Below are 21,711 nucleotides of genomic sequence, written 5' to 3'. Positions count from 1 at the left end.
AGCTCGGACGATTCTTTTATAGTTGCTCCACCCACAGTCATTGTGCGGCGCGTCACGCTCGTGTACGCCGCTGCGGTCCCGCTGTCTGACATCGTCGCTCGAAGAAGCACGTACACAGCCATTCCGTTCGGTCTGCCTTGCTGGCTGCGCAGCCTTCACCGGAATTCAGCCCGTGGACCACTCGCAACAATCCTCCGAACTCGCCGCCCGCCCGCAGGCTCAGGGCCTGTATGACCCGTCCAACGAGCACGATGCCTGCGGCGTCGGCATGGTGGCTCACATCAAGGGCAAGAAATCCCACGAGATCATCTCGCAGGGTCTGAAGATCCTCGAGAACCTGGACCACCGGGGTGCCGTGGGCGCCGACGCGCTGATGGGCGATGGCGCCGGTATCCTGATCCAGATCCCGGATCAGTTCTACCGCGAGGAAATGGCCAAGCAGGGCGTGACCCTGCCGCCCGCCGGCGAATATGGCGTGGGCATGATCTTCCTGCCTAAGGAACACGCTTCGCGCCTGGCCTGCGAGCAGGAACTCGAACGCACCGTGCGCCTGGAAGGCCAGGTCGTGCTGGGTTGGCGTGATGTGCCGGTGGACGCGAACATGCCGATGTCCCCGACCGTGCGCAAGACCGAGCCGGTGATCCGCCAGATCTTTATCGGTCGTGGCCGCGACATCATGACCACGGACGCGCTGGAACGTAAGCTCTACGTCATCCGCAAGACCGCCAGCCACGCCATCCAGGCGCTCAAGCTCAAGCACGGCAAGGAATACTTCGTGCCGTCGATGTCGGCGCGTACCGTCGTGTACAAGGGCCTGCTGCTGGCCAACCAGGTGGGCGAGTACTACCTGGACCTGCTGGACGCCCGCGCCGTGTCGGCCCTGGCCCTGGTCCACCAGCGTTTCTCGACCAATACGTTCCCGGCCTGGGAGCTGGCTCACCCGTACCGCATGGTCGCCCACAACGGCGAAATCAACACGGTGAAGGGCAACGTGAACTGGGTGAACGCGCGTACCGGCGCGATCTCGTCGCCGGTGCTCGGCGATGATCTGCCCAAGCTCTGGCCGCTGATCTACCCGGGTCAATCGGATACGGCATCGTTCGACAACTGCCTCGAACTGTTGACAATGGCCGGCTACCCGCTCGTCCACGCGATGATGATGATGATCCCGGAAGCTTGGGAACAGCACACGCTGATGGACGACAACCGTCGTGCCTTCTACGAGTACCACGCCGCGATGATGGAGCCGTGGGACGGCCCGGCCGCGATCTGCTTCACCGACGGCCGCCAGATCGGCGCGACGCTGGACCGTAACGGTCTGCGCCCGGCCCGCTTCTACGTGACCGAAGACGATTTCGTCGTGCTGGCGTCGGAAGCCGGCGTGCTGCCGTTCCCCGAGTCGCGCATCGTCCAGAAGTGGCGTCTGCAGCCGGGCAAGATGTTCCTGATCGACATGGAGCAGGGTCGCATCATCGACGACAAGGAACTCAAGGACAACCTGGCCAACGCCAAGCCGTACAAGAGCTGGATCGACGCCGTGCGCATCAAGCTCGACGAGCTCGAGGCCAAGGCCGAGGACGTAGCCGCCGAGAAAAAGCCGGTGGCGCGTCTGCTCGACCGCCAGCAGGCATTCGGCTACACGCAGGAAGACGTCAAGTTCCTGATGGCCCCGATGGCCCTGGCCGGTGAGGAAGCCACGGGCTCGATGGGCAATGACTCGCCGCTGGCTGTGCTGTCGTCGAAGAACAAGACGCTCTACAACTACTTCAAGCAGCTGTTCGCCCAGGTGACCAACCCGCCGATCGACCCGATCCGCGAGAACATGGTGATGTCGCTGGTGTCGTTCATCGGTCCGAAGCCGAACCTGCTGGAGCTGAACAACATCAACCCGCCGATGCGCCTCGAAGTGTCCCAGCCCGTACTGGACTTCAAGGACATCGCCAAGATCCGCAACATCGAGCACTACACCGGCGGCAAGTTCCGTTCGTACGAACTGAACATCTGCTACCCGGTGGCGTGGGGCAAGGAAGGCATCGAGGCCCGCCTGGCGTCGCTGTGCGCGGAAGCCGTGGACGCGGTGCGTTCGGGCTACAACATCCTGATCGTGACGGACCGTCGCGTGGATGATGGCCAGGTGGCCATTCCCGCGCTGCTGGCCACGTCGGCCATCCACCACCACCTGGTCGAGAAGGGCCTGCGCACGTCGGCCGGCCTGGTCGTGGAAACGGGTTCGGCCCGCGAAGTGCACCACTTCGCGCTGCTGGCCGGCTATGGCGCAGAAGCCGTGCACCCGTACCTGGCGATGGAAACGCTGGCCGACATGGCCTCGGGCCTGTCGGGTGACCTGTCGCCGGAAAAGGCTGTCAAGAACTTCGTCAAGGCGATCGGCAAGGGCCTGCACAAGGTGATGTCGAAGATGGGCATCTCCACGTACATGTCGTACACGGGCGCCCAGATCTTCGAAGCCATCGGCCTGTCGCGCGAACTGGTGCAGAAGTACTTCCATGGTACGCCGTCGAACGTCGAGGGCATCGGCATCTTCGAGGTGGCTGAGGAAGCGCTGCGTCTGCATCGCGACGCGTTTGGCAGCAGCCCCGTGCTGGAAAACATGCTCGAAGCCGGCGGCGAATACGCATTCCGTATCCGCGGTGAAGAACACATGTGGACCCCGGACTCGATCGCCAAGCTGCAGCACTCGGTGCGCGCCGACGATGGCAAGGGCCAGTACCAGACGTACAAGGAATACGCGAACATCATCAACGACCAGAGCCGCCGTCACATGACGCTGCGCGGCCTGTTCGAGTTCAAGGTCGATCCGGCCCGCGCCATTCCGCTGGAAGAAGTGGAATCGGCCAAGGACATCGTCAAGCGTTTCGCCAGCGGCGCCATGTCGCTGGGTTCGATCTCGACCGAAGCCCACACCACGCTGGCCGTGGCGATGAACCGCATCGGCGGCAAGTCGAACACCGGCGAAGGCGGCGAGGACGAGAAGCGCTATCGCAACGAACTGCGCGGTATCCCCATCAAGCAGGGCGACACGCTCAAGGGCCTGCTGGGCGATGGCGTGATCGAACGCGACCTGGAACTGAAGGCGGGCGATTCGCTGCGCTCGAAGATCAAGCAGGTGGCCTCGGGCCGTTTCGGCGTGACTGCCGAATACCTGGCATCGGCCGACCAGATCCAGATCAAGATGGCCCAGGGCGCCAAGCCGGGCGAAGGCGGTCAGTTGCCCGGCCACAAGGTTTCGGACTACATCGGCAAGCTGCGTTACTCGGTGCCGGGCGTGGGTCTGATCTCGCCGCCGCCGCACCACGACATCTACTCGATCGAGGATCTGGCACAGCTGATCCACGACCTGAAGAACGTGAACCCGGTGTCGGACATCTCGGTCAAGCTCGTGTCCGAAGTGGGCGTGGGTACCGTGGCGGCTGGCGTGGCCAAGGCCAAGGCCGATCACGTGGTGATCGCCGGCCATGACGGCGGCACCGGCGCATCGCCGCTGTCGTCGATCAAGCACGCCGGCACGCCGTGGGAACTGGGTCTGGCCGAGACGCAGCAAACGCTGATGCTGAACGGCCTGCGCAACCGTATCCGCGTGCAAGCCGACGGTCAGATGAAGACCGGCCGCGACGTCGTGATCGGCGCGCTGCTGGGCGCCGACGAGTTCGGTTTTGCTACCGCGCCGCTGGTTGCCGAAGGCTGCATCATGATGCGCAAGTGCCATCTGAACACCTGCCCGGTGGGCGTGGCCACGCAAGATCCGGCGCTGCGCAAGAAATTCCAGGGCAAGCCCGAGCACGTTGTGAACTTCTTCTTCTTCGTTGCGGAAGAGGCACGCGAGATCATGGCGCAACTGGGTATCCGCACGTTCGACGAGCTGATCGGCCGCGCCGACCTGCTCGACATGCGCACCGGTATCGAACACTGGAAGGCGCGTGGCCTGGACTTCGGCCGTATCTTCTACCAGCCGCCGTTCCCGGCCGACGTGCCGCGCTACCACACCGACGTGCAGGATCACGGCCTGTCGGCGGAAGCCGGCAAGGCGCTCGACCACGTGCTGATCGCCAAGGCGCGTCCGGCCATCGACAAGGGCGAACGCGTGTCGTTCATCCAGCCGGTGAAGAACGTGAACCGTACCGTTGGCGCGATGCTGTCCGGCGTGATCGCCAAGCAGCACGGCCACGAAGGTCTGGACGACGACACCATCCACATCCAGTTCCAGGGCACCGCCGGCCAGTCGTTTGCCGCGTTCCTGGCGCATGGCATCACGATGGATCTGGTGGGTGACGCCAACGACTACGTGGGCAAGGGTCTGTCGGGCGGCCGCGTGATCGTGCGCGCTCCGCACGAGTTCCGCGGCGATCCGACCCGCAACATCATCGTCGGCAACACGGTGCTGTACGGCGCCATCGCTGGCGAAGCCTTTTTCAACGGCGTGGGCGGCGAGCGCTTCGCGGTGCGTAACTCGGGTGCCACGGCTGTCGTGGAAGGCACGGGCGACCACGGTTGCGAATACATGACCGGCGGTACCGTCGTGGTGCTGGGTGGCACGGGCCGTAACTTCGCAGCCGGCATGTCCGGTGGCGTGGCCTACGTCTACGACGAGGATGGCCTGTTCGACAAGCGCTGCAACACGTCGATGGTGGCGCTCGAGGCGGTGCTGGCTTCGGCCGACCAGGAGAAGGGCCAGCCCAAGGCGCAGTGGCACAAGTTCGGTGGCGAGCGTACGGCCGATGAAGTCATCCTGCGTAACCTGATCGAGCAGCACTTCCGCTACACCGGTTCGGAGCGCGCCAAGGCGCTGCTGGCGGACTGGACCACGGCACGCCGCAAGTTCGTCAAGGTCTTCCCGACCGAGTACAAGCGCGCGCTGGGCGAGATGTACGCGAAGGAACAGGCCGCGCGCGACAACGATCGCGAGGCAGTGGCCGCCTGATCGGTAGCCCCACGAGATGGCGCCGCGGCCAGGTTCGCGGCGCCGACAAGATACTGACCCCACGCGAGGCCGGCCCGGCCGCCTCGCGCCAAGCAAGACCAAGGATGCAACATGGGTAAGGCGACTGGCTTTCTCGAATTTGCGCGCCAGAACGAAGGCTACGAACCCGTAGTCAAGCGCGTGAAGCACTACAAGGAATTCGTGTTCGCGCTGTCGGACAGCGAGGCGAAGATTCAGGGTGCGCGCTGCATGGACTGCGGTATCCCGTTCTGCAACAACGGCTGCCCGGTCAACAACATCATTCCGGACTTCAACGACCTCGTGTATCGCCAGGACTGGAAGTCGGCGATCGAAGTCCTGCACCAGACCAACAACTTCCCCGAGTTCACGGGCCGCATCTGCCCGGCACCGTGCGAAGCTGCCTGCACACTCGGCATCAACGAGCTGCCGGTTGGCATCAAGTCGATCGAGCACGCGATCATCGACAAGGCCTGGGAAGAGGGCTGGGTCCAGCCGCAGGTACCTGCGCACAAGACCGGCAAGACCGTCGCTATCGTGGGTTCGGGCCCTGCCGGCATGGCGGCCGCCCAGCAACTGGCGCGCGCCGGCCACGCTGTGACCGTGTTCGAGAAGAATGACCGCATCGGCGGCCTGCTCCGCTACGGCATTCCCGACTTCAAGATGGAGAAGAGCCTGATCGACCGCCGCATCGAGCAGATGCAGGCCGAAGGCGTGACCTTCCGTGCTGGCGTGATGGTGACCGACGGCGCGCTGCCGGCCGGCATCAAGAACTACGCTCGCGAGACGATCTCGGCCCAGGCGCTGATGGAGCAGTTCGACGCCGTGGTACTGGCCGGTGGCGCGGAAGTGCCGCGCGACCTGCCCGTGCCGGGCCGCGATCTGGCCGGCGTGCACTACGCGCTGGAGTTCCTGATCCCGCAGAACAAGGAAGTGGCGGGCGATGGCGTCAACGAGATTCGTGCCGAAGGCAAGCACGTCATCGTGATCGGTGGTGGCGATACGGGTTCCGACTGCGTGGGCACGTCGAACCGCCACGGCGCAACCTCGGTGACGCAGTTCGAACTGCTGCCGCAGCCGCCGGAAGAAGAGAACAAGCCGCTGGTGTGGCCGTACTGGCCGATCAAGATGCGCACGTCGTCGTCGCACGACGAAGGCTGCTCGCGTGACTGGTCGGTGGCCACCAAGGAACTGGTCGGCGAGAACGGCAAGGTCAAGGCACTGAAGGCCTGCCGCGTCGAATGGAAGGACGGCAGGATGCAGGAAGTGCCGGGCAGCGAGTTCGTGCTGCAGGCCGACCTGGTGCTGCTGGCCATGGGCTTCACGAACCCGGTCGGCTCGATGCTCGAAGCGTTCGGTGTCGACACGGATGCACGCAAGAACGCCAAGGCATCGACCGAAGGCGATCGCGCTTACTACACCAACGTGCCGAAGGTGTTCGCCGCTGGTGACGTGCGCCGTGGTCAGTCGCTCGTGGTGTGGGCCATCCGCGAAGGCCGCCAGGCTGCCCGCTCGGTGGACGCGTTCCTGATGGGCCATTCGACCCTGCCGCGCTGATCCGTAGCGTCGGGTTCAAAAGCAAAACCCCCCGCAAGTGTGAACTTGCGGGGGGTTTTGTTTATGGCTGGGTTGAGAGTCGTGGCGGGGCGTTCTAAAGCCGACGCTCCATCAACACGGCGTCATCGCCGTAGTCAGCCAGCTTCTCCGCATACTCACCAGCGGCGATCGCCGCGTACCCAAGCCTGCGCCACCACACGGCCGCCGACTGCACGGCGATCAGGCGCGACGACCGCAAGCCATCCGCCAGCGCGGCATCGCGGGCCGCCGCGTAAAGCCGTTGCGCCAGGCCCATTCCCCGGCCGACCGGCGCCACCGCCATGTCATGTACGAACCAGGTGAGCGCCACGTCCGGCATCCAGTCGCGCGCCAGCACGCCATCGAGGGGCGGTAACGCGTCTTCGGGCCAGGGGTGCGTGAACAGGTACGCCGCCAGCGCGCCATCTGGCAGGGCGGCTGCCCAGCAGGTGTCGGGGGATAGCGCCAGCCGGCTGGCGAGGGCATCGGAGGATTCGAGCAGCATGTCGCCGTAGCACTGCGCCTGGACGGCGAGCACGGCGGGCATGTCGGCGACCGCTAATGGCCGCAGGACGATTTCAGACATCCAGCGATTATAAATGGGCTCACATTGGGGTCCTCCCGGACAGCGTTTACGTGGTCTGTGCTGGCCGGGAGCATGTCTCTACAATGGCCCGAAACGATAACGAAGAAACTGCCTCGAATCCCTTTCAGCCGATTTGGAGCCGTCGCCTTGTGTGGCGGACCGGAGGAAATTGATGTCCGAAGTGCGCAAATCGAAGCGACTTTGGCGAGGTATAGCGAAGTTGCCAAAACTTGCTGCCATCCTGGCAGTTCTGCGGTGCGGGCCGCGGAGCGCCATATCGTGGGGCCTGGTTGCCTGTGCCGCGAGCACGGCGACGGCTCTCGCGCAACCGCCCGCCATCGCGCAGCTGGCAAGCATTCCTAGCGCCGGCCGTTCGGAGATGAGTCGTCCGGTGTCATTTCCGGCACGTCCTATCAGGATGATCGTTCCGTTTCCTGCGGGCGGTGTGTCCGACGCCGTCGCGCGGCTGCTGGCCGAGCGGCTGTCGGCTCGACTCGGCGTGCCGATCGAGGTCGACAATCGTCCCGGAGCCTCGGGCACCATGGCTGGCGATGTGGTGGCGAAGGCAAGCTCCGATGGCCACACGTTGCTGTTCCATCAGGCCAACATGCTGATCCAGCCTGGTCTGGAGCCTGTGCCATACGATGTCATTCGAGACTTCGTGCCGGTGGGCCGTGTGGCGACAATGCCGCTGTTCCTGGTCATCGACGGTCGCCTGCCCATGCAGACGCCCCAGCAGTGGGCCACCGCGGTACGCTCGAATCCGGGCTCCTACAGCTATGGCTACGGCCAGCCCGGCAGTCCGTCTCACCTGTATGCCGAGTACGCCGTGCGAGGGCTCCCGAATGCGGTCCCGCTGGTAACGGCCAAGGGCGAGAGTGCCGTGGTGCAGGAAATGCTGGCCGGCCGCATCAGCGCTTGCTTCTGCTCGTACGTATCGATCCAGCAACACATTCGCTCGGGCGCACTGCGCATGATCGCCGTGACCGGTGTGGCGCGTTCGCCGCTTGCGCCACAGGTGCCAACGCTGCAGGAGTCTGGCATCGAAGGCTATGCCGCCGCCGCGTGGTATGGCGTGATGGTGCCGGCGAAGACGCCGCGGGCGATCGTGGCCAAGCTGGCGAATGAACTCGACAACGTCACCGAAGAGCGCGAAGTGCGTGCCCGGATGCTTGCCGCGGGCCTCACGCCGATGCAGGACTCGCCTGAGGCATTCGCCACGGCCATCCGCTCCGAATCGACCCAGTGGCAGGCCATCCTGCGTCAGACAGGGCAACACGGCGATCCCTGAAATGTCTTCTGCCAAGCGAAGATACTTCTCTTAACGATTGTTATCGTTTCCGGAACAGTGCGGTCACCATTTGGAACCGGCGCTGGGTAGGTACTAGCCCTTATAATGGCGGACTGTCCAAAAACGGTGACAATGTGACCGCTACTGTGCCGAACCCTTCTGGCCAAGTATTTGCTGGCCCGAATGTTGTCGAACTCGCGGATGTCGATTTTGCATACGCGGCTGGCGACAAGCCCATCCTTTCCGGCCTTTCCATGCGCTTTCCGCGCGGGAAGGTGGTGGCCGTCATGGGTGGCTCCGGCTGTGGCAAGACCACGGTCATGCGCCTCATCGGCGGCATGGTGCGCCCGCAGCGCGGCAGCGTCACTTTCAACGGTGCCGACATCGACGCCATGGACCAGAAGGGCCTGTATGCGGTCCGGCGACAGATGGGAATGTTGTTCCAGTTTGGCGCGCTGTTCACTGACTTGTCGGTATTCGACAACGTTGCATTTCCGCTGCGCGAACACACCGATCTGCCGGAGTCGATGATCCGGGATCTGGTGCTGATGAAGCTCAACGCAGTAGGGCTGCGCGGCGCGCGCGACCTCATGCCCGCGCAGATTTCGGGCGGCATGGCGCGACGCGTGGCGCTAGCCCGCGCCATAGCGCTGGACCCCGCGCTACTGATGTACGACGAGCCGTTCGCCGGCCTCGACCCGATCTCGCTCGGCCTGACCGCAAGCCTGATCCGGAATCTCAACGACGCGCTCGGCGCGACCACGATCATCGTCTCGCATGACGTGAACGAGACATTCCTGATCGCCGATTACGTCTATTTCATCGCCAACGGCCGTATCGCGGCGGAAGGCACGCCCGAGGCGATGCGCGGCTCGGATGATCCATTCGTGCGCCAGTTCGTTCACGCCGAGGTGGACGGTCCGGTGCCGTTCCACTATGCCGGTCCGGCACTGGCTGATGATTTCGGCGTAGGAGGCGCGAAGTGAACGGCTTCTTTACCTCGATTGGCTCGACGGTACGCCAGTTCGTCGGCGGCCTGGGTCATGCCTCGCGCATGTTCCTGACGATGCTGGCGCTTTCGCCCGCGCTGTTGCGCCGCTTCCGGCTGGTGACCGATCAGGTGTTCTTCGTCGGCAACCTTTCGCTCGTGATCATCGCGGTGTCGGGTTTGTTCGTCGGATTCGTGCTGGGTCTGCAGGGCTACTACACGCTTAACCGCTTCGGTTCGGAGCAGGCGCTGGGCCTTCTGGTAGCCCTGTCGCTGGTGCGCGAACTGGGGCCGGTGGTGGCGGCGCTGCTGTTCGCTGGCCGCGCCGGCACGTCGCTGACGGCCGAAATCGGCCTGATGAAGGCCGGCGAGCAACTCAGCGCCATGGAGATGATGGCCGTGAACCCGCTGCAGCGTGTGATCGCCCCGCGTTTCTGGGCCGGCGTGATCGCCATGCCTGTGCTGGCCACGATCTTCAGTGCCCTGGGTGTCCTGGGTGGCTACCTGGTCGGCGTGCAACTGATTGGTGTGGACGCCGGCGCATTCTGGTCGCAGATGCAGAACGGCGTCGATGTGCGCGCGGATGTGCTCAACGGCGTGATCAAGAGCTTTATTTTCGGTATCACCGTGACGTTCATCGCGCTGTATCAGGGTTTCGAAGCCAAGCCGACCCCGGAGGGCGTATCGCGCGCCACCACGCGTACCGTAGTACTGGCCTCGCTGGCCGTGCTGGGACTGGATTTCCTGCTGACCGCGCTGATGTTCAGCTAGGCCAGCCGCACCGATCGCATGAGAAAGAGAATCGCATGAAGAAGACTACGCTCGACTACTGGGTAGGGGTGTTCGTGGTACTGGGCTTTGCCGCGCTGCTGTTCCTGGCGCTCAAGGCCGGCAACATGAGCAGCTTCTCGTTCCAGGAGACCTACACGGTTACCGCGCAGTTCGACAACATTGGCGGACTGAAGCCGCGCGCGCCGATCAAGAGCGCGGGCGTGGTGGTTGGCCGCGTCGCATCCATCCGCCTCGACGACAAGAACTACATGGCCACGGTCGAGCTGAACCTCGACAAGCGCTACCAGTTTCCGAAGGACACGTCGGCCAAGATCCTGACGTCGGGCCTGCTCGGCGAGCAGTACATCGGCCTCGAGGCCGGTGGCGACACGGCGATGCTGGCGCAGGGTGGCAAGATCACGATGACCCAGTCGGCGGTGGTGCTTGAAAACCTGATTGGCCAGTTCCTCTACAACAAGGCGGCCGATGCCGGCGCCGGTGGTGGATCGACGTCGTCAGGCTCGGGCGCCGCGGCGCTGCCTGCAGCGCCCGGTACTGGCGGGAGCGGCAAATGATGGTCTTGCAGCGCCTGGCCGTTGCATCGCTGGCGGCGCTTGCCCTGGCGGGTTGCGCAACGGGCCCGAACGCGAATCCCGCGGATCCGCTCGAGCCGTTCAACCGCGGCGTCAGCACGTTCAACGACAAGCTCGACACCTATGCACTGAAGCCGGTAGCCACGGTCTATTCGGACTACACGCCGACCCCGGTGCAGATTGCGGTCGGCAATTTCTTCTCGAATGTCAGTGACGTCTACTCCGCGGCGAACAATCTGCTGCAGGGCAAGCCGTCGCGCGCGGCCGAGGACACGATGCGGGTGGCGATCAACAGTGTGCTCGGCATCGGGGGCCTGATCGACATCGCCACGCCGGCCGGCCTGCCGAAGTACAAGGAAGACTTCGGCCAGACCATGGGCGTGTGGGGTGTGCCTGCGGGGCCGTACCTGGTGCTGCCGCTTTTCGGGCCTAGCAGCGTGCGGGATACCGCAGGCATGATCGTGGACCGCTTCTCGGATCCGACCACCTATATCTCGCCCTGGTATGCCGGCCTGGGCCTGCAGACCGTCCGCGTGATCGACACGCGCGCGCAATTGCTTGGCGCGTCGAGCCTGATCGAGGCGGCAGCGCTGGACCGCTATTCGTTCCTGCGCGATTCATACCTGCAGCGGCGCAACTACCTGATCCACGACGGTGAGGTGCCGGACAAGGATGGCGGTGCGCCGGACGGAAAGCAGGACGACAACGGCGCGCCCGCGCAGCCATCCGCACCGGAGCCCGCCACGCCCCCGACCCCAGCAAGTCCGAAGGTGGGTTGATTGCCCCGTCAGGCCAGTGCTGACAACGCCTGTGTCGCCTGTGAGCACGCTGTGAGCCCTGCAACAAAGTGTTTGAATGTGGTGTTTGGAACATTTCGCGCCCCGCGCTTGCCCAACGCCTGTGTTTCAATGGTTCCGGTACCCGGCAGCGTCCAGGCCGGACCAGAATCGAAAGGATATTCACGATGATCAAGCGACTGCTGCTTCCCTTCCTCACCGTTTTCGCCTTCGCCGGTGCCGCGCACGCCCAGCAGGCGGCGGACACGTCCACCCCTGACGGCCTGGTCAAGTCCGTGGTCAACGACGTGATGACCAGCGTGCGCGCGGACAAGGACATGCAGGCCGGCAACATTGGCAAGATCTCGGCGCTGGTGGAGCAGAAGATCCTGCCGAACGCCAATTTCACCAAGACCACGCAGATCGCGATGGGCCGTAACTGGTCGAAGGCGTCGCCCGAGCAGCAGAAGGTCATCACCGACGAGTTCAAGACGCTGCTGATCCGCACGTACGCGGGCGCCATCGCGCAGATTCGCGACCAGCAGGTCCAGTTCCGTCCGTACCGCGGCGCGCCTGAGGACACCGATGCCACGATCCGCACCCAGGTGATCAACAAGGGCGAGCCGATCCAGCTCGACTACCGTCTCGAGAAGACCGCGCAAGGCTGGAAGGTCTACGACATCAACGTGCTGGGCGCCTGGCTGACCGAGGCCTACAAGGGCAGCTTCAACACGATCGCCAACCAGCAGGGCGTCGACGGCATCATCAAGACGCTGCAGGACCGCAACCGCCAGTTGGCCAGCGCCAAGGGCTGATCCGGATTTCGTTGCGGCGCACCACGTCGCAACGATCTGGTCTACAATGACCGCTCGCTCCCGCCTGCAACCGCTGAGCGGGAGCGTTTCATTTCCATCTCCCTGATTCCACGACCTTTCATGCCCGCCCTTGGCAATTCGCTGACCAACCGCAACGCCGCCACTGTGCTGCGTGACGGGCTGTCGCGCGTGACGCAGGGCGAAGTGACGGTCGATTGCAGCGCGCTGCAGCAGGTCGATTCGGCTGCCGTTGCCGTGCTGCTGGCCTGGCAACGTGTCGCGTCGCGGCGCGGGCAGACCCTGGCATTGAGCGGCGTGCCCGCCCAGTTGCGGTCGCTGGCCAGTCTCTATGGCGTCGATGGCCTGCTGGGCCTCGCTTCGGCCGCCGATCACGCGGACCATCACCACCGACATTGAACCGGCATCCGTTGCCGCGCGCCAGCAGCTTTCGCGCGTAGCCATGCGATGCCACGGCGTCCGACCGAGGGTCGGCGTCGCGTCGAGCAAAGCGGGGTTTCCCCTGCATCCCCTATAATTCCGGGTTGTTCGTCCCCAAGTCGTCCCCAAGTGTCCTGACACGATTCCCCCAGGTGCTGCGCGGCTAACCTCAAGGGCGTTCCCCAACTCAAGATAGGCCGGCCGCAAAGCGGCCCAGTCACAAGACATTCGGCCATGAAAGCCATCGAAATTACCGATGTCCGCAAGCGCTACCGCAATCTGCAGGCGCTCAAGGGGGTCAGTTTCAGCGTCGAGCGCGGCGAGTTTTTCGGCCTGCTCGGGCCCAACGGCGCGGGCAAGACCACGCTGATCTCGATCCTCGCGGGCCTGAACCGCGCCAATTCGGGACGCGTCAGCGTGCTTGGCCACGACGTCGTGGACGACTACCGCATGGCGCGCCGCATGCTGGGCGTGGTGCCGCAGGAACTGGTCTTCGACCCGTTCTTCACGGTGCGTGAGACCCTGCGCCTGCAATCGGGCTACTTCGGGCTGACGCGCAACGACGACTGGATCGACGAGATCATGGCCAACCTCGATCTCACGAACAAGGCGGACAGCAACATGCGCCAGCTCTCGGGCGGCATGAAGCGCCGCGTGCTGGTGGCGCAGGCGCTGGTGCACCGGCCGCCCGTGATCGTGCTGGACGAGCCGACCGCCGGCGTGGACGTGGAACTGCGCCAGACGCTCTGGAAGTTCATCTCGCGCCTGAACCGCGAGGGCCACACGATCATCCTGACCACCCACTACCTGGAAGAAGCCGAGGCGCTGTGCGATCGCATCGCCATGCTCAAGTTCGGGGAAGTGGTGGCGCTGGACCGCACCAGCAACCTGCTGACCCAGTTTGCCGGGCTGCAACTGGTGCTCACGCTGTCACGGGGCACGCTGCCGCCGGCGCTGGAAGCGCTGCGCACGCCGTCCAACCCGGGGGAGCGCGCGCATCGCCTGCGCCTGTCCGGATACGAAGCCGTGGAGCCGATTCTTGCTGCGCTGCGGGAAGCCGGTTGCGAAATCGAAGACATGGAAATCAGCAAGGCCGACCTCGAGGACGTGTTCGTCCAGATCATGCGCCGCGAAGGCCAGATGCCGGGCGCCCTGCCCAATACCGCGATGGAGGCTGCGGCATGAAGAACCCGGCTGAAATCGACGTTGCCGACCAGCAGCGCCTGGAGTCGATGGCCGTGGGTGGCCTGATCGGCTTCCGCACGTTGCTCTATAAGGAGGTGCTGCGCTTCTGGAAGGTGTCCTTCCAGACCGTGGCCGCGCCGGTACTGACCGCTGTGCTGTACCTGTTGATCTTTGGTCACGTGCTGGAAGATCGCGTGCGCGTCTACGACCAGATCAGCTATACCGCGTTCCTGGTGCCGGGCCTGGTAATGATGAGCGTGCTGCAGAATGCGTTCGCGAACAGCTCGTCGTCGCTGATCCAGTCAAAGATCACGGGCAACCTGGTGTTCATCCTGCTGCCGCCGCTGTCGCACTGGGAAATGTTTGGCGCCTACGTGGTGGCGTCGATCATCCGTGGGCTCTGCGTCGGCCTGGGCGTGCTGCTGGTGACCGCCTGGTTCGCCAACCTGCATTTCGCCCATATCGGCTGGATCCTGGTGTTCGGCCTGATGGGCGCGGGCATTCTCGGCACGCTGGGCCTGATCGCCGGCATCTGGGCCGAAAAATTCGACCAGCTGGCCGCGTTTCAGAACTTCCTGATCATGCCGGCGACGTTCCTGTCCGGCGTCTTCTATTCCATACATTCGCTGCCGGCGTTCTGGCAGGCTGTGTCCCACGCGAACCCGTTCTTCTACATGATCGACGGCTTCCGCTACGGCTTCTTCGGTGTGTCGGACGTGCCGCCGTTGCAGAGCCTGGCCGTCGTGGTCGTGGCCTTCGTGGTGCTGGCGGCGCTGGCGCTGCGGCTGCTGCGCAACGGATACAAGCTACGGTACTGATGTGCCGCCCTAACGGATTCAACCAGAGATAGACATGCTGCCAACACCGGAACAAGTCAGGGATTACATTGCCCAAGGATTGCCCTGCGAACATCTGGAAGTGGACGGCGACGGCCAGCACTTCTTCGCGACGATCGTGAGCGCGGAGTTCGATGGCAAACGCCTGATCCAGCGGCACCAGCGTGTGTACGCGGCGCTGGGAGAGCGGATGCGCGCGGAGATCCACGCGCTGTCGATGAAGACGCTGACCCCCGCCGAATGGCAGGCCGGCGGCAAGTAAGCGGCGTTCCGCACCACAGAACAACTTTGCCGGCTGGGCGTGTGCCCGGCTGGGACTACTGACAGAACATGGACAAATTCCAGATCCAGGGCAATGGGCCGCTCAAGGGCGAAATCCGCATCTCGGGCGCCAAGAACGCTGCGCTGCCGATCCTGTGCGCCGGCCTGCTGACCGCCGATACGGTGACCATCGGCAACGTTCCCGACCTGCAGGACACGCGCACCATGCTCAAGCTGCTGCGCCAGATGGGCATGAAGGCCGAGATGGTCGACGGCATCGCCACGTTGCAGGGCGCCGACATCAACTCGCCCGAAGCGTCGTACGACCTCGTGAAGACGATGCGCGCGTCGATTCTCGTGCTCGGGCCGCTGGTGGCGCGCTTTGGCGAGGCACGTGTATCGCTGCCCGGCGGTTGCGGCATCGGCGCGCGTCCGGTGGACCAGCACATCAAGGGCCTGCAAGCGATGGGCGCCGAGATCACCATCGAGCACGGCTTCATTCATGCCCGCGCCAATCGTCTGAAGGGCGCTCGCGTGGTCACGGACATGATCACCGTGACCGGCACCGAGAATCTGCTGATGGCAGCCACGCTGGCCGAAGGCGAGACCGTGCTTGAAAACGCCGCGCGCGAGCCCGAGGTCACCGATCTGGCCGAACTGCTGGTGAAGATGGGCGCCAAGATCGAGGGCATCGGTACCGACCGCCTGGTGGTGCAGGGCGTGGATCGCCTGCACGGCGCCGAGCACAAGGTAGTGGCCGACCGTATCGAGGCGGGCACGTTCCTGTGCGCCGCTGCGGCCACGCTTGGCGACATCGTGCTGCGCGGCATTCCGCCGCTGATTCTCGACGCTGTGCTGATCAAGCTGCGCGAAGCCGGCGCTACCGTGGAAACCGGTGATGACTGGATTCGCCTGGCCATGCCGCAGCGCGCGCAGGCCGTGAGCTTCCGCACCTCCGAATACCCGGCGTTCCCGACCGACATGCAGGCGCAATTCATGGCGCTCAATGCCGTGGCCGAGGGTACCGCGCGTATCACCGAGACGATCTTCGAGAACCGCTTCATGCACGTGCAGGAACTGAACCGCCTGGGCGCCAACATCACCGCCGAAGGCAATACGGCCGTGGTGACCGGTGTGCCGCGACTGTCCGGCGCCAGCGTGATGGCCACCGACCTGCGCGCGTCGGCCAGTCTCGTGATCGCGGGTCTGGTGGCGGATGGCGAGACGGTGATCGACCGCATCTACCACCTGGATCGTGGCTACGACCGCATGGAAAACAAGCTGTCCGCGGTCGGCGCGAAGATCCTCCGCATCAGCTGAGGCAAGACGCCCGCCACGAACGATGCCGAAACGGCAAGCCGCCCCCGAACACTGCTGAAGAATCTACGATGAGCCCCGCTTTCAATGCTTCGCCCGACCAGCTTACGCTGGCACTGTCAAAGGGCCGCATCTTCAAGGAAACGCTGCCACTGCTGGCTGCCGCCGGCATTCAGGTGACAGAGGATCCCGAGACTTCGCGCAAGCTGATCCTGCCCACGTCCGATCCGGCTGTGCGCGTGATCATCGTGCGTGCTTCGGACGTGCCGACCTACGTGCAGTACGGCGCGGCCGATTTCGGCGTGGCCGGCAAGGACGTGCTGATGGAACATGGCATGGCCGGCCTCTATGCGCCGATCGATCTGAACATCGCGCGCTGCCGCATGTCTGTGGCAGTGCCGGCCGGCTTCGACTACGTCAATGCGGTGCGCCAGGGTGCGCGCCTGGCCGTGGCCACCAAGTACGTGCAGACCGCGCGCGAGCACTTCGCGAAGAAGGGTGTGCACGTTGATCTGATCAAGCTCTACGGTTCAATGGAACTGGGGCCGCTGGTGGGGCTGTCCGACGCTATCGTCGATCTGGTCAGTACCGGCAGCACCTTGCGCGCCAACAACCTCGTCGAGGTGGAGGAGATCGTCCAGATCTCGTCGCGTCTGGTGGTCAACCAGGCGGCGCTCAAGCTCAAGCGCGAACGGCTGGCGCCGATTCTCGATGCATTTGAACGGGCCTCGGCCGCGCTCGCCTGAGGCGGGCGGTGACCGGAGACCCGCGAGGAAAGAAGTCATGAACGATACCGAAATGGAAAACCTGTCGATCCGCCGGCTTGATTCGCGCGAGCCCGGTTTCGCCGGCGCGCTGCGTCAGGTGCTGGCGTTCGAAGCATCCGAAGACGAGGCGATCGACCGCGCTGCTGCCGATATCCTGGCCGATGTGCGCCGCCGTGGCGACGAGGCCGTGCTCGAGTACACGCGCCGCTTCGATCGCATGGAAGCCTCGTCGATGTCGGCGCTGGCATTGTCGCAATCCGAACTCGAAGCCGCGCTGGAGGACCTCGAGCCGAAGCGCCGCGCCGCGCTGGAAGCCGCCGCTGCCCGCGTGCGTGCGTACCACGAGAAGCAGAAAATCGAATGCGGCAGCCATAGCTGGGAATACACCGAGGCCGACGGCACGATGCTGGGCCAGAAGGTGACCCCGCTCGACCGCGTGGGCCTCTACGTGCCGGGTGGCAAGGCCGCCTACCCGTCGTCGGTGCTGATGAATGCGATTCCGGCGCGCGTGGCTGGCGTCAAGGAAGTCATCATGGTCGTGCCGACGCCGGGCGGCGTGCGTAACGAACTGGTGCTGGCCGCAGCGCAGATCGCCGGCGTCGATCGCGTGTACACGATCGGTGGCGCGCAGGCCGTGGGCGCGCTCGCATACGGCACCGCCACGCTGCCGCAGGTCGACAAGATCGTCGGCCCGGGCAATGCCTACGTGGCCGCGGCCAAGCGCCGCGTGTTCGGCACGGTCGGTATCGACATGATCGCCGGCCCGTCGGAAATCCTCGTGATCTGCGATGGCACCACCGACCCCGACTGGGTGGCGATGGACCTGTTCTCGCAGGCCGAGCACGACGAGCTCGCGCAATCGATCCTGCTGTGCCCGGATGCCGAGTACCTGAACCGCGTGCTGGAAAGTATCCAGCGCCAGTTGCCGACGATGCCCCGCCGCGAGGTCATCGCCGCGTCGCTGTCGGGCCGTGGCGCGCTGGTCAAGGTGCGCGACATGGAGGAAGCCTGCGAGATTGCCAACGCGATCGCGCCGGAGCACCTCGAGATCTCCGCCGAGAATCCGCGCCAGTGGAGCGAGAAGATTCGCCATGCCGGCGCCATCTTCCTGGGCCGTTACACGAGCGAGTCGCTCGGCGACTACTGTGCCGGCCCGAACCACGTGCTCCCCACCTCGCGCACCGCCCGTTTCTCGTCGCCGCTGGGTGTCTATGACTTCCAGAAGCGTTCGAGCCTGATCGAGGTGAGCGAGAACGGTGCGCAGATGCTGGGCCAGATCGCTGCCGAGCTTGCCTATGGCGAAGGCCTGCAGGCCCACGCGCGCAGTGCCGAGTACCGCTTCAAACGTTAAGCCGGATTCATCAAAGCAGGACCAACGAGGACCATCATGTCAGCCGTAGACCCATCCCTGATCGAACGCATCATCCGTGACGACGTGCGCGCCATGGGCGCCTACCACGTTGCCGATTCGCACGGACTGGTGAAGCTCGACGCGATGGAGAATCCGTACCGGCTGCCGCCTGAGCTGCGCGCGCAACTGGCCGCGCGGCTCGGCGAGGTCGCGCTGAATCGCTATCCGGTGCCGAGCAGCGAGGCGCTGCGCGCCAAGCTCAAGACGGTGATGAACGTGCCGGCCGGCATGGATGTGCTGCTGGGCAATGGCTCCGACGAGATCATCAGCATGTTGTCGCTGGCCGCGGCCAGGCCGGGTGCCAAGGTGATGGCGCCGGTGCCGGGCTTCGTCATGTACGCAATGTCGGCGCAGTTCGCCGGGCTCGAGTTCGTTGGTGTGCCGCTGCGCCCGGACTTCACGCTGGACCGCGCGGCAATGCTGGCGGCGATGGCCGAGCACAAGCCCGCCATCATCTATCTGGCCTACCCGAACAACCCGACGGGCAACCTGTTCGACGCCGACGATATGGCGGCGATCGTGCGTGCCGCCCAGGGCGAGGTGTGCCAGAGCCTGGTGGTGGTCGACGAGGCGTACCAGCCGTTCGCGCAGGAAAGCTGGATGCCGCGCCTGACGGAATTCGGCAACCTGCTGGTCATGCGGACCGTGTCGAAGCTTGGTCTGGCCGGTATCCGTCTGGGCTATGTAGCCGGCGCGCCCGAATGGTTGTCGCAGCTCGACAAGGTGCGCCCGCCGTACAACGTCAACGTGCTGACCGAAGCCACCGCGCTGTTCGCCCTCGAACACGTGGCCGTACTGGATGACCAGGCCGCCAAGTTGCGTGCCGAACGGTCGAAATTGGTCGAGGCCATGGCCGGAATGCCTGGCGTGACGGTGTTCCCGAGCGCAGCCAACTTCGTGCTGGTGCGCGTGTCGAATGCTGCACAGATCTTCGATAGCCTGCTGGCACGGAAGGTATTGATCAAGAACGTGAGTAAAATGCACACGTTGCTGGCCAACTGTCTGCGCGTGACGGTCAGCACTCCGGAAGAAAACGCGCAGTTTCTTGAGGCATTCAAGGCCTCGTTGCAGGATTAACCCCACCATGCGTGTCGCAGAGGTCACCCGCAATACTTCGGAAACGCAGATCCGCGTTTCGCTGAATCTCGATGGCACTGGCCGCCAGAAACTGGCGTCCGGCGTGCCGTTCCTCGACCACATGCTGGATCAGATTGCCCGCCATGGCATGTTCGACCTCGAGGTCGAAGCCACGGGCGATACCCATATCGACGATCACCATACGGTGGAAGACGTCGGCATCACGCTGGGCCAGGCCGTGGCGCGTGCCATCGGCGACAAGAAGGGCATCACGCGCTATGGGCACAGCTACGTGCCGCTCGACGAGTGCCTGTCGCGGGTGGTGATCGACTTCTCGGGCCGTCCGGGCCTGGAGTTCCACGTGCCGTTCACGCGCGCCCGTGTGGGTAGCTTCGACGTTGACCTGACGATCGAGTTCTTCCGCGGTTTCGTCAATCACGCCGGCGTGACGCTCCATATCGACAATATTCGCGGCATCAACGCCCATCATCAATGCGAAACGGTGTTCAAGGCCTTCGGGCGTGCGCTGCGCATGGCGGTGGAGCTGGATTCGCGCGCGGCCAACACGATTCCATCGACCAAGGGCACGCTCTAAGCCAGGTTGATCTCACGCGCCACCCTGTAGGCGTGCCGGCTGGTTGCGGCGCCCGCTGACCACCACCGACACCCGCACCCGATGGATACGCTCAAGTCCTTCATCTCGCTGCTGGCGCTGATCAATCCGATCGGGGCGATCCCGTTCTTCATCAGCCTTACCAGCCAGCAGACCGAGGCGGAAAAGCTGCGGACCATCAAGACGGCATCGGTATCGGTGGCGATCGTGGTGGGGGTCTCGGCGTTGCTCGGCCAGCAGATCATCGAGTTCTTCAATATCTCGGTGGCCTCGCTGGAAGTGGGTGGCGGCTTGCTCATGGTCATGATGGCCATGAACATGCTGAACGCGCAGACCAGTCGTACCAAGGCCACGCCGGAGGAAGAGAATGAGGCCGAAGCCAAGGCCAGTATCGCGGTGGTGCCGCTGGCGCTGCCGCTGCTGACCGGGCCGGGGTCGATCAGTACCGTGATCGTCTATGCGGGCAAGACGCAGCACTGGTACCAGTTGCTGATCCTGGTTGGCATCGGCGTGCTGCTTGGCGCTGTGGTGTATGTGACGTTCCGCGCGGCTGACCCCATCGCGCGGGTGATCGGACAGACCGGGATCAATATTGGCACGCGCCTGATGGGTCTAATACTATCGGCACTGGCCGTTGAATTCATTGTGGACGGGCTGAAGACATTGTTGCCTGTTTTGAAATCATGACTACCATAGCAATTGTGGATTACGGCATGGGCAACCTGCGCTCGGTAGCGCAGGCCCTGCGCACGGCGGCGCCGGAGGCGGATGTCCAGATTGTGGATCGCCCGGAAGCGATCCGCGCGGCAGACCGCGTGGTGCTGCCGGGGCAGGGCGCGATGCCTGACTGCATGGGCGCGCTCGGCAATTCCGGCCTGCAGGAGGCGGTGCTGGAAGCCGCCGCGACCAAGCCGATGCTGGGCGTGTGCGTTGGCGAACAGATGCTGTTCGAACGTAGCAGCGAAGCTCGTGCGGGCGAAGGCAGTACGCCGGCGCTGGGGCTGATGCCCGGCGAGGTGATTCGCTTTGAACTGGAAGGCATGATGCAGCCCGACGGCTCGCGCTACAAGGTGCCGCAGATGGGATGGAACCGGGTACGCCAGTCGAAGCCGCATCCGCTGTGGAACGGCATTCCGGACAACAGCTGGTTTTACTTCGTGCACAGCTACTATGTGCACGCGCAGGATCCGGCCCACATCGCCGGCGAGACTGAATATGGCGTCGTGTTTACCAGTGCGGTGGCACGCGATAATATTTTCGCCACGCAGTTTCACCCGGAGAAGAGCGCCGCGATGGGTTTGCAGCTATACCGGAATTTCGTGCACTGGAATCCGTAAAGCGTCAGAAGCACCTGTTACCTGAAGCGCCAGTAATACCGTACAGCGATCACCTTTTCGTTCAGAGCCACCAACCAGACTGCGCATCTTTTGCCAAACTGACATGACCTGAGCGCCGAC

20 protein-coding genes are annotated in these 21,711 nt (G+C 64.3%); 19 read left to right on the top strand and 1 reads right to left on the bottom strand.

Features of this window, described 5'->3' with window-relative positions; translation table 11 throughout:
• The first annotated feature begins 268 nt into the window (after nucleotides 1–268).
• Together RN01_RS27260 and RN01_RS27255 are read left to right on the top strand one after the other, a co-directional pair.
• Nucleotides 269–4,936, top strand: coding sequence for a glutamate synthase-related protein (locus RN01_RS27260; RefSeq protein ID WP_223277360.1), 4,668 nt, complete (start codon nucleotides 269–271; stop codon nucleotides 4,934–4,936).
• A gap of 111 nt (nucleotides 4,937–5,047) precedes the next feature.
• Nucleotides 5,048–6,511 carry a glutamate synthase subunit beta gene (locus RN01_RS27255; protein ID WP_017510782.1) on the top strand — a complete coding sequence of 488 codons (1,464 nt, stop codon included), beginning with the start codon at nucleotides 5,048–5,050 and terminating at the stop codon, nucleotides 6,509–6,511.
• Between the two features lie 94 nt (nucleotides 6,512–6,605).
• Here RN01_RS27255 and RN01_RS27250 read toward each other — a convergent pair whose 3' ends face one another.
• A complete protein-coding gene (locus tag RN01_RS27250) occupies nucleotides 6,606–7,115 on the bottom strand; it encodes a GNAT family N-acetyltransferase (RefSeq protein WP_017510781.1) in 510 nt (169 codons plus the stop codon).
• A gap of 172 nt (nucleotides 7,116–7,287) precedes the next feature.
• On the opposite strand from RN01_RS27250, the gene RN01_RS27245 reads away from it, so the two are divergent.
• The 17 genes from RN01_RS27245 to hisH all read left to right on the top strand — a co-directional run bounded on the left by RN01_RS27245 (nucleotide 7,288) and on the right by hisH (nucleotide 21,591).
• On the top strand, nucleotides 7,288–8,406 hold the full coding sequence (locus RN01_RS27245) for a tripartite tricarboxylate transporter substrate binding protein (protein ID WP_024570327.1): 1,119 nt from the start codon (nucleotides 7,288–7,290) through the stop codon (nucleotides 8,404–8,406).
• A 134-nt stretch (nucleotides 8,407–8,540) separates the two neighbouring features.
• On the top strand, nucleotides 8,541–9,392 hold the full coding sequence (locus tag RN01_RS27240; protein WP_024570328.1) for an ABC transporter ATP-binding protein: 852 nt from the start codon (nucleotides 8,541–8,543) through the stop codon (nucleotides 9,390–9,392).
• Complete coding sequence (gene mlaE / locus RN01_RS27235) at nucleotides 9,389–10,165, top strand: lipid asymmetry maintenance ABC transporter permease subunit MlaE (RefSeq protein ID WP_008643032.1); 777 nt, start codon at nucleotides 9,389–9,391, stop codon at nucleotides 10,163–10,165. The genes RN01_RS27240 and mlaE overlap by 4 nt, the downstream gene beginning before the upstream one ends.
• Before the next feature lie 35 nt (nucleotides 10,166–10,200).
• On the top strand, nucleotides 10,201–10,740 hold the full coding sequence (gene mlaD / locus RN01_RS27230) for an outer membrane lipid asymmetry maintenance protein MlaD (RefSeq protein ID WP_008643034.1): 540 nt from the start codon (nucleotides 10,201–10,203) through the stop codon (nucleotides 10,738–10,740).
• Nucleotides 10,737–11,537, top strand: a complete 801-nt coding sequence (locus RN01_RS27225) for a VacJ family lipoprotein (RefSeq protein ID WP_017510778.1) — start codon at nucleotides 10,737–10,739, stop codon at nucleotides 11,535–11,537. The genes mlaD and RN01_RS27225 overlap by 4 nt, the downstream gene beginning before the upstream one ends.
• Nucleotides 11,538–11,722: 185 nt before the next feature.
• A complete protein-coding gene (locus tag RN01_RS27220) occupies nucleotides 11,723–12,349 on the top strand; it encodes a phospholipid-binding protein MlaC (protein WP_008643038.1) in 627 nt (208 codons plus the stop codon).
• 120 nt (nucleotides 12,350–12,469) lie between these two features.
• Nucleotides 12,470–12,766: a lipid asymmetry maintenance protein MlaB gene (locus RN01_RS27215; RefSeq protein WP_008643040.1), complete on the top strand. Its 297-nt coding sequence runs from the start codon at nucleotides 12,470–12,472 to the stop codon at nucleotides 12,764–12,766.
• A 255-nt stretch (nucleotides 12,767–13,021) separates the two neighbouring features.
• A complete protein-coding gene (locus RN01_RS27210; RefSeq protein WP_008643041.1) occupies nucleotides 13,022–13,972 on the top strand; it encodes an ABC transporter ATP-binding protein in 951 nt (316 codons plus the stop codon).
• Nucleotides 13,969–14,790 carry an ABC transporter permease gene (locus RN01_RS27205; protein WP_011517726.1) on the top strand — a complete coding sequence of 274 codons (822 nt, stop codon included), beginning with the start codon at nucleotides 13,969–13,971 and terminating at the stop codon, nucleotides 14,788–14,790. Before RN01_RS27210 ends, RN01_RS27205 begins: the two co-directional genes overlap by 4 nt.
• A 34-nt stretch (nucleotides 14,791–14,824) precedes the next feature.
• Nucleotides 14,825–15,070, top strand: a complete 246-nt coding sequence (locus RN01_RS27200) for a BolA family protein (RefSeq protein WP_011517725.1) — start codon at nucleotides 14,825–14,827, stop codon at nucleotides 15,068–15,070.
• 68 nt (nucleotides 15,071–15,138) lie between these two features.
• Nucleotides 15,139–16,389 carry a UDP-N-acetylglucosamine 1-carboxyvinyltransferase gene (gene murA / locus RN01_RS27195; RefSeq protein ID WP_017510776.1) on the top strand — a complete coding sequence of 417 codons (1,251 nt, stop codon included), beginning with the start codon at nucleotides 15,139–15,141 and terminating at the stop codon, nucleotides 16,387–16,389.
• A gap of 68 nt (nucleotides 16,390–16,457) precedes the next feature.
• The gene (gene hisG / locus RN01_RS27190) at nucleotides 16,458–17,132 is read left to right on the top strand and encodes an ATP phosphoribosyltransferase (RefSeq protein ID WP_008643045.1); all 675 of its coding nucleotides are present in this window, start codon (nucleotides 16,458–16,460) and stop codon (nucleotides 17,130–17,132) included.
• A gap of 37 nt (nucleotides 17,133–17,169) precedes the next feature.
• Nucleotides 17,170–18,504 carry a histidinol dehydrogenase gene (gene hisD, locus RN01_RS27185; protein WP_011517723.1) on the top strand — a complete coding sequence of 445 codons (1,335 nt, stop codon included), beginning with the start codon at nucleotides 17,170–17,172 and terminating at the stop codon, nucleotides 18,502–18,504.
• 36 nt (nucleotides 18,505–18,540) lie between these two features.
• A complete protein-coding gene (gene hisC / locus RN01_RS27180) occupies nucleotides 18,541–19,641 on the top strand; it encodes a histidinol-phosphate transaminase (protein ID WP_017510775.1) in 1,101 nt (366 codons plus the stop codon).
• Between the two features lie 7 nt (nucleotides 19,642–19,648).
• A complete protein-coding gene (hisB, locus tag RN01_RS27175; RefSeq protein WP_017510774.1) occupies nucleotides 19,649–20,236 on the top strand; it encodes an imidazoleglycerol-phosphate dehydratase HisB in 588 nt (195 codons plus the stop codon).
• An 81-nt stretch (nucleotides 20,237–20,317) separates the two neighbouring features.
• Nucleotides 20,318–20,941, top strand: coding sequence for a YchE family NAAT transporter (locus tag RN01_RS27170; RefSeq protein ID WP_008643049.1), 624 nt, complete (start codon nucleotides 20,318–20,320; stop codon nucleotides 20,939–20,941).
• A complete protein-coding gene (gene hisH / locus RN01_RS27165; RefSeq protein WP_024570329.1) occupies nucleotides 20,935–21,591 on the top strand; it encodes an imidazole glycerol phosphate synthase subunit HisH in 657 nt (218 codons plus the stop codon). Before RN01_RS27170 ends, hisH begins: the two co-directional genes overlap by 7 nt.
• The last annotated feature ends 120 nt before the right edge of the window (nucleotides 21,592–21,711 follow it).

Source organism: Cupriavidus sp. SHE (assembly GCF_000812445.1).
Lineage (GTDB): Bacteria > Pseudomonadota > Gammaproteobacteria > Burkholderiales > Burkholderiaceae > Cupriavidus > Cupriavidus metallidurans.
Note: the sequence above shows the minus strand (reverse complement) of the source record. Positions and strands in the feature narration are given on the sequence as shown.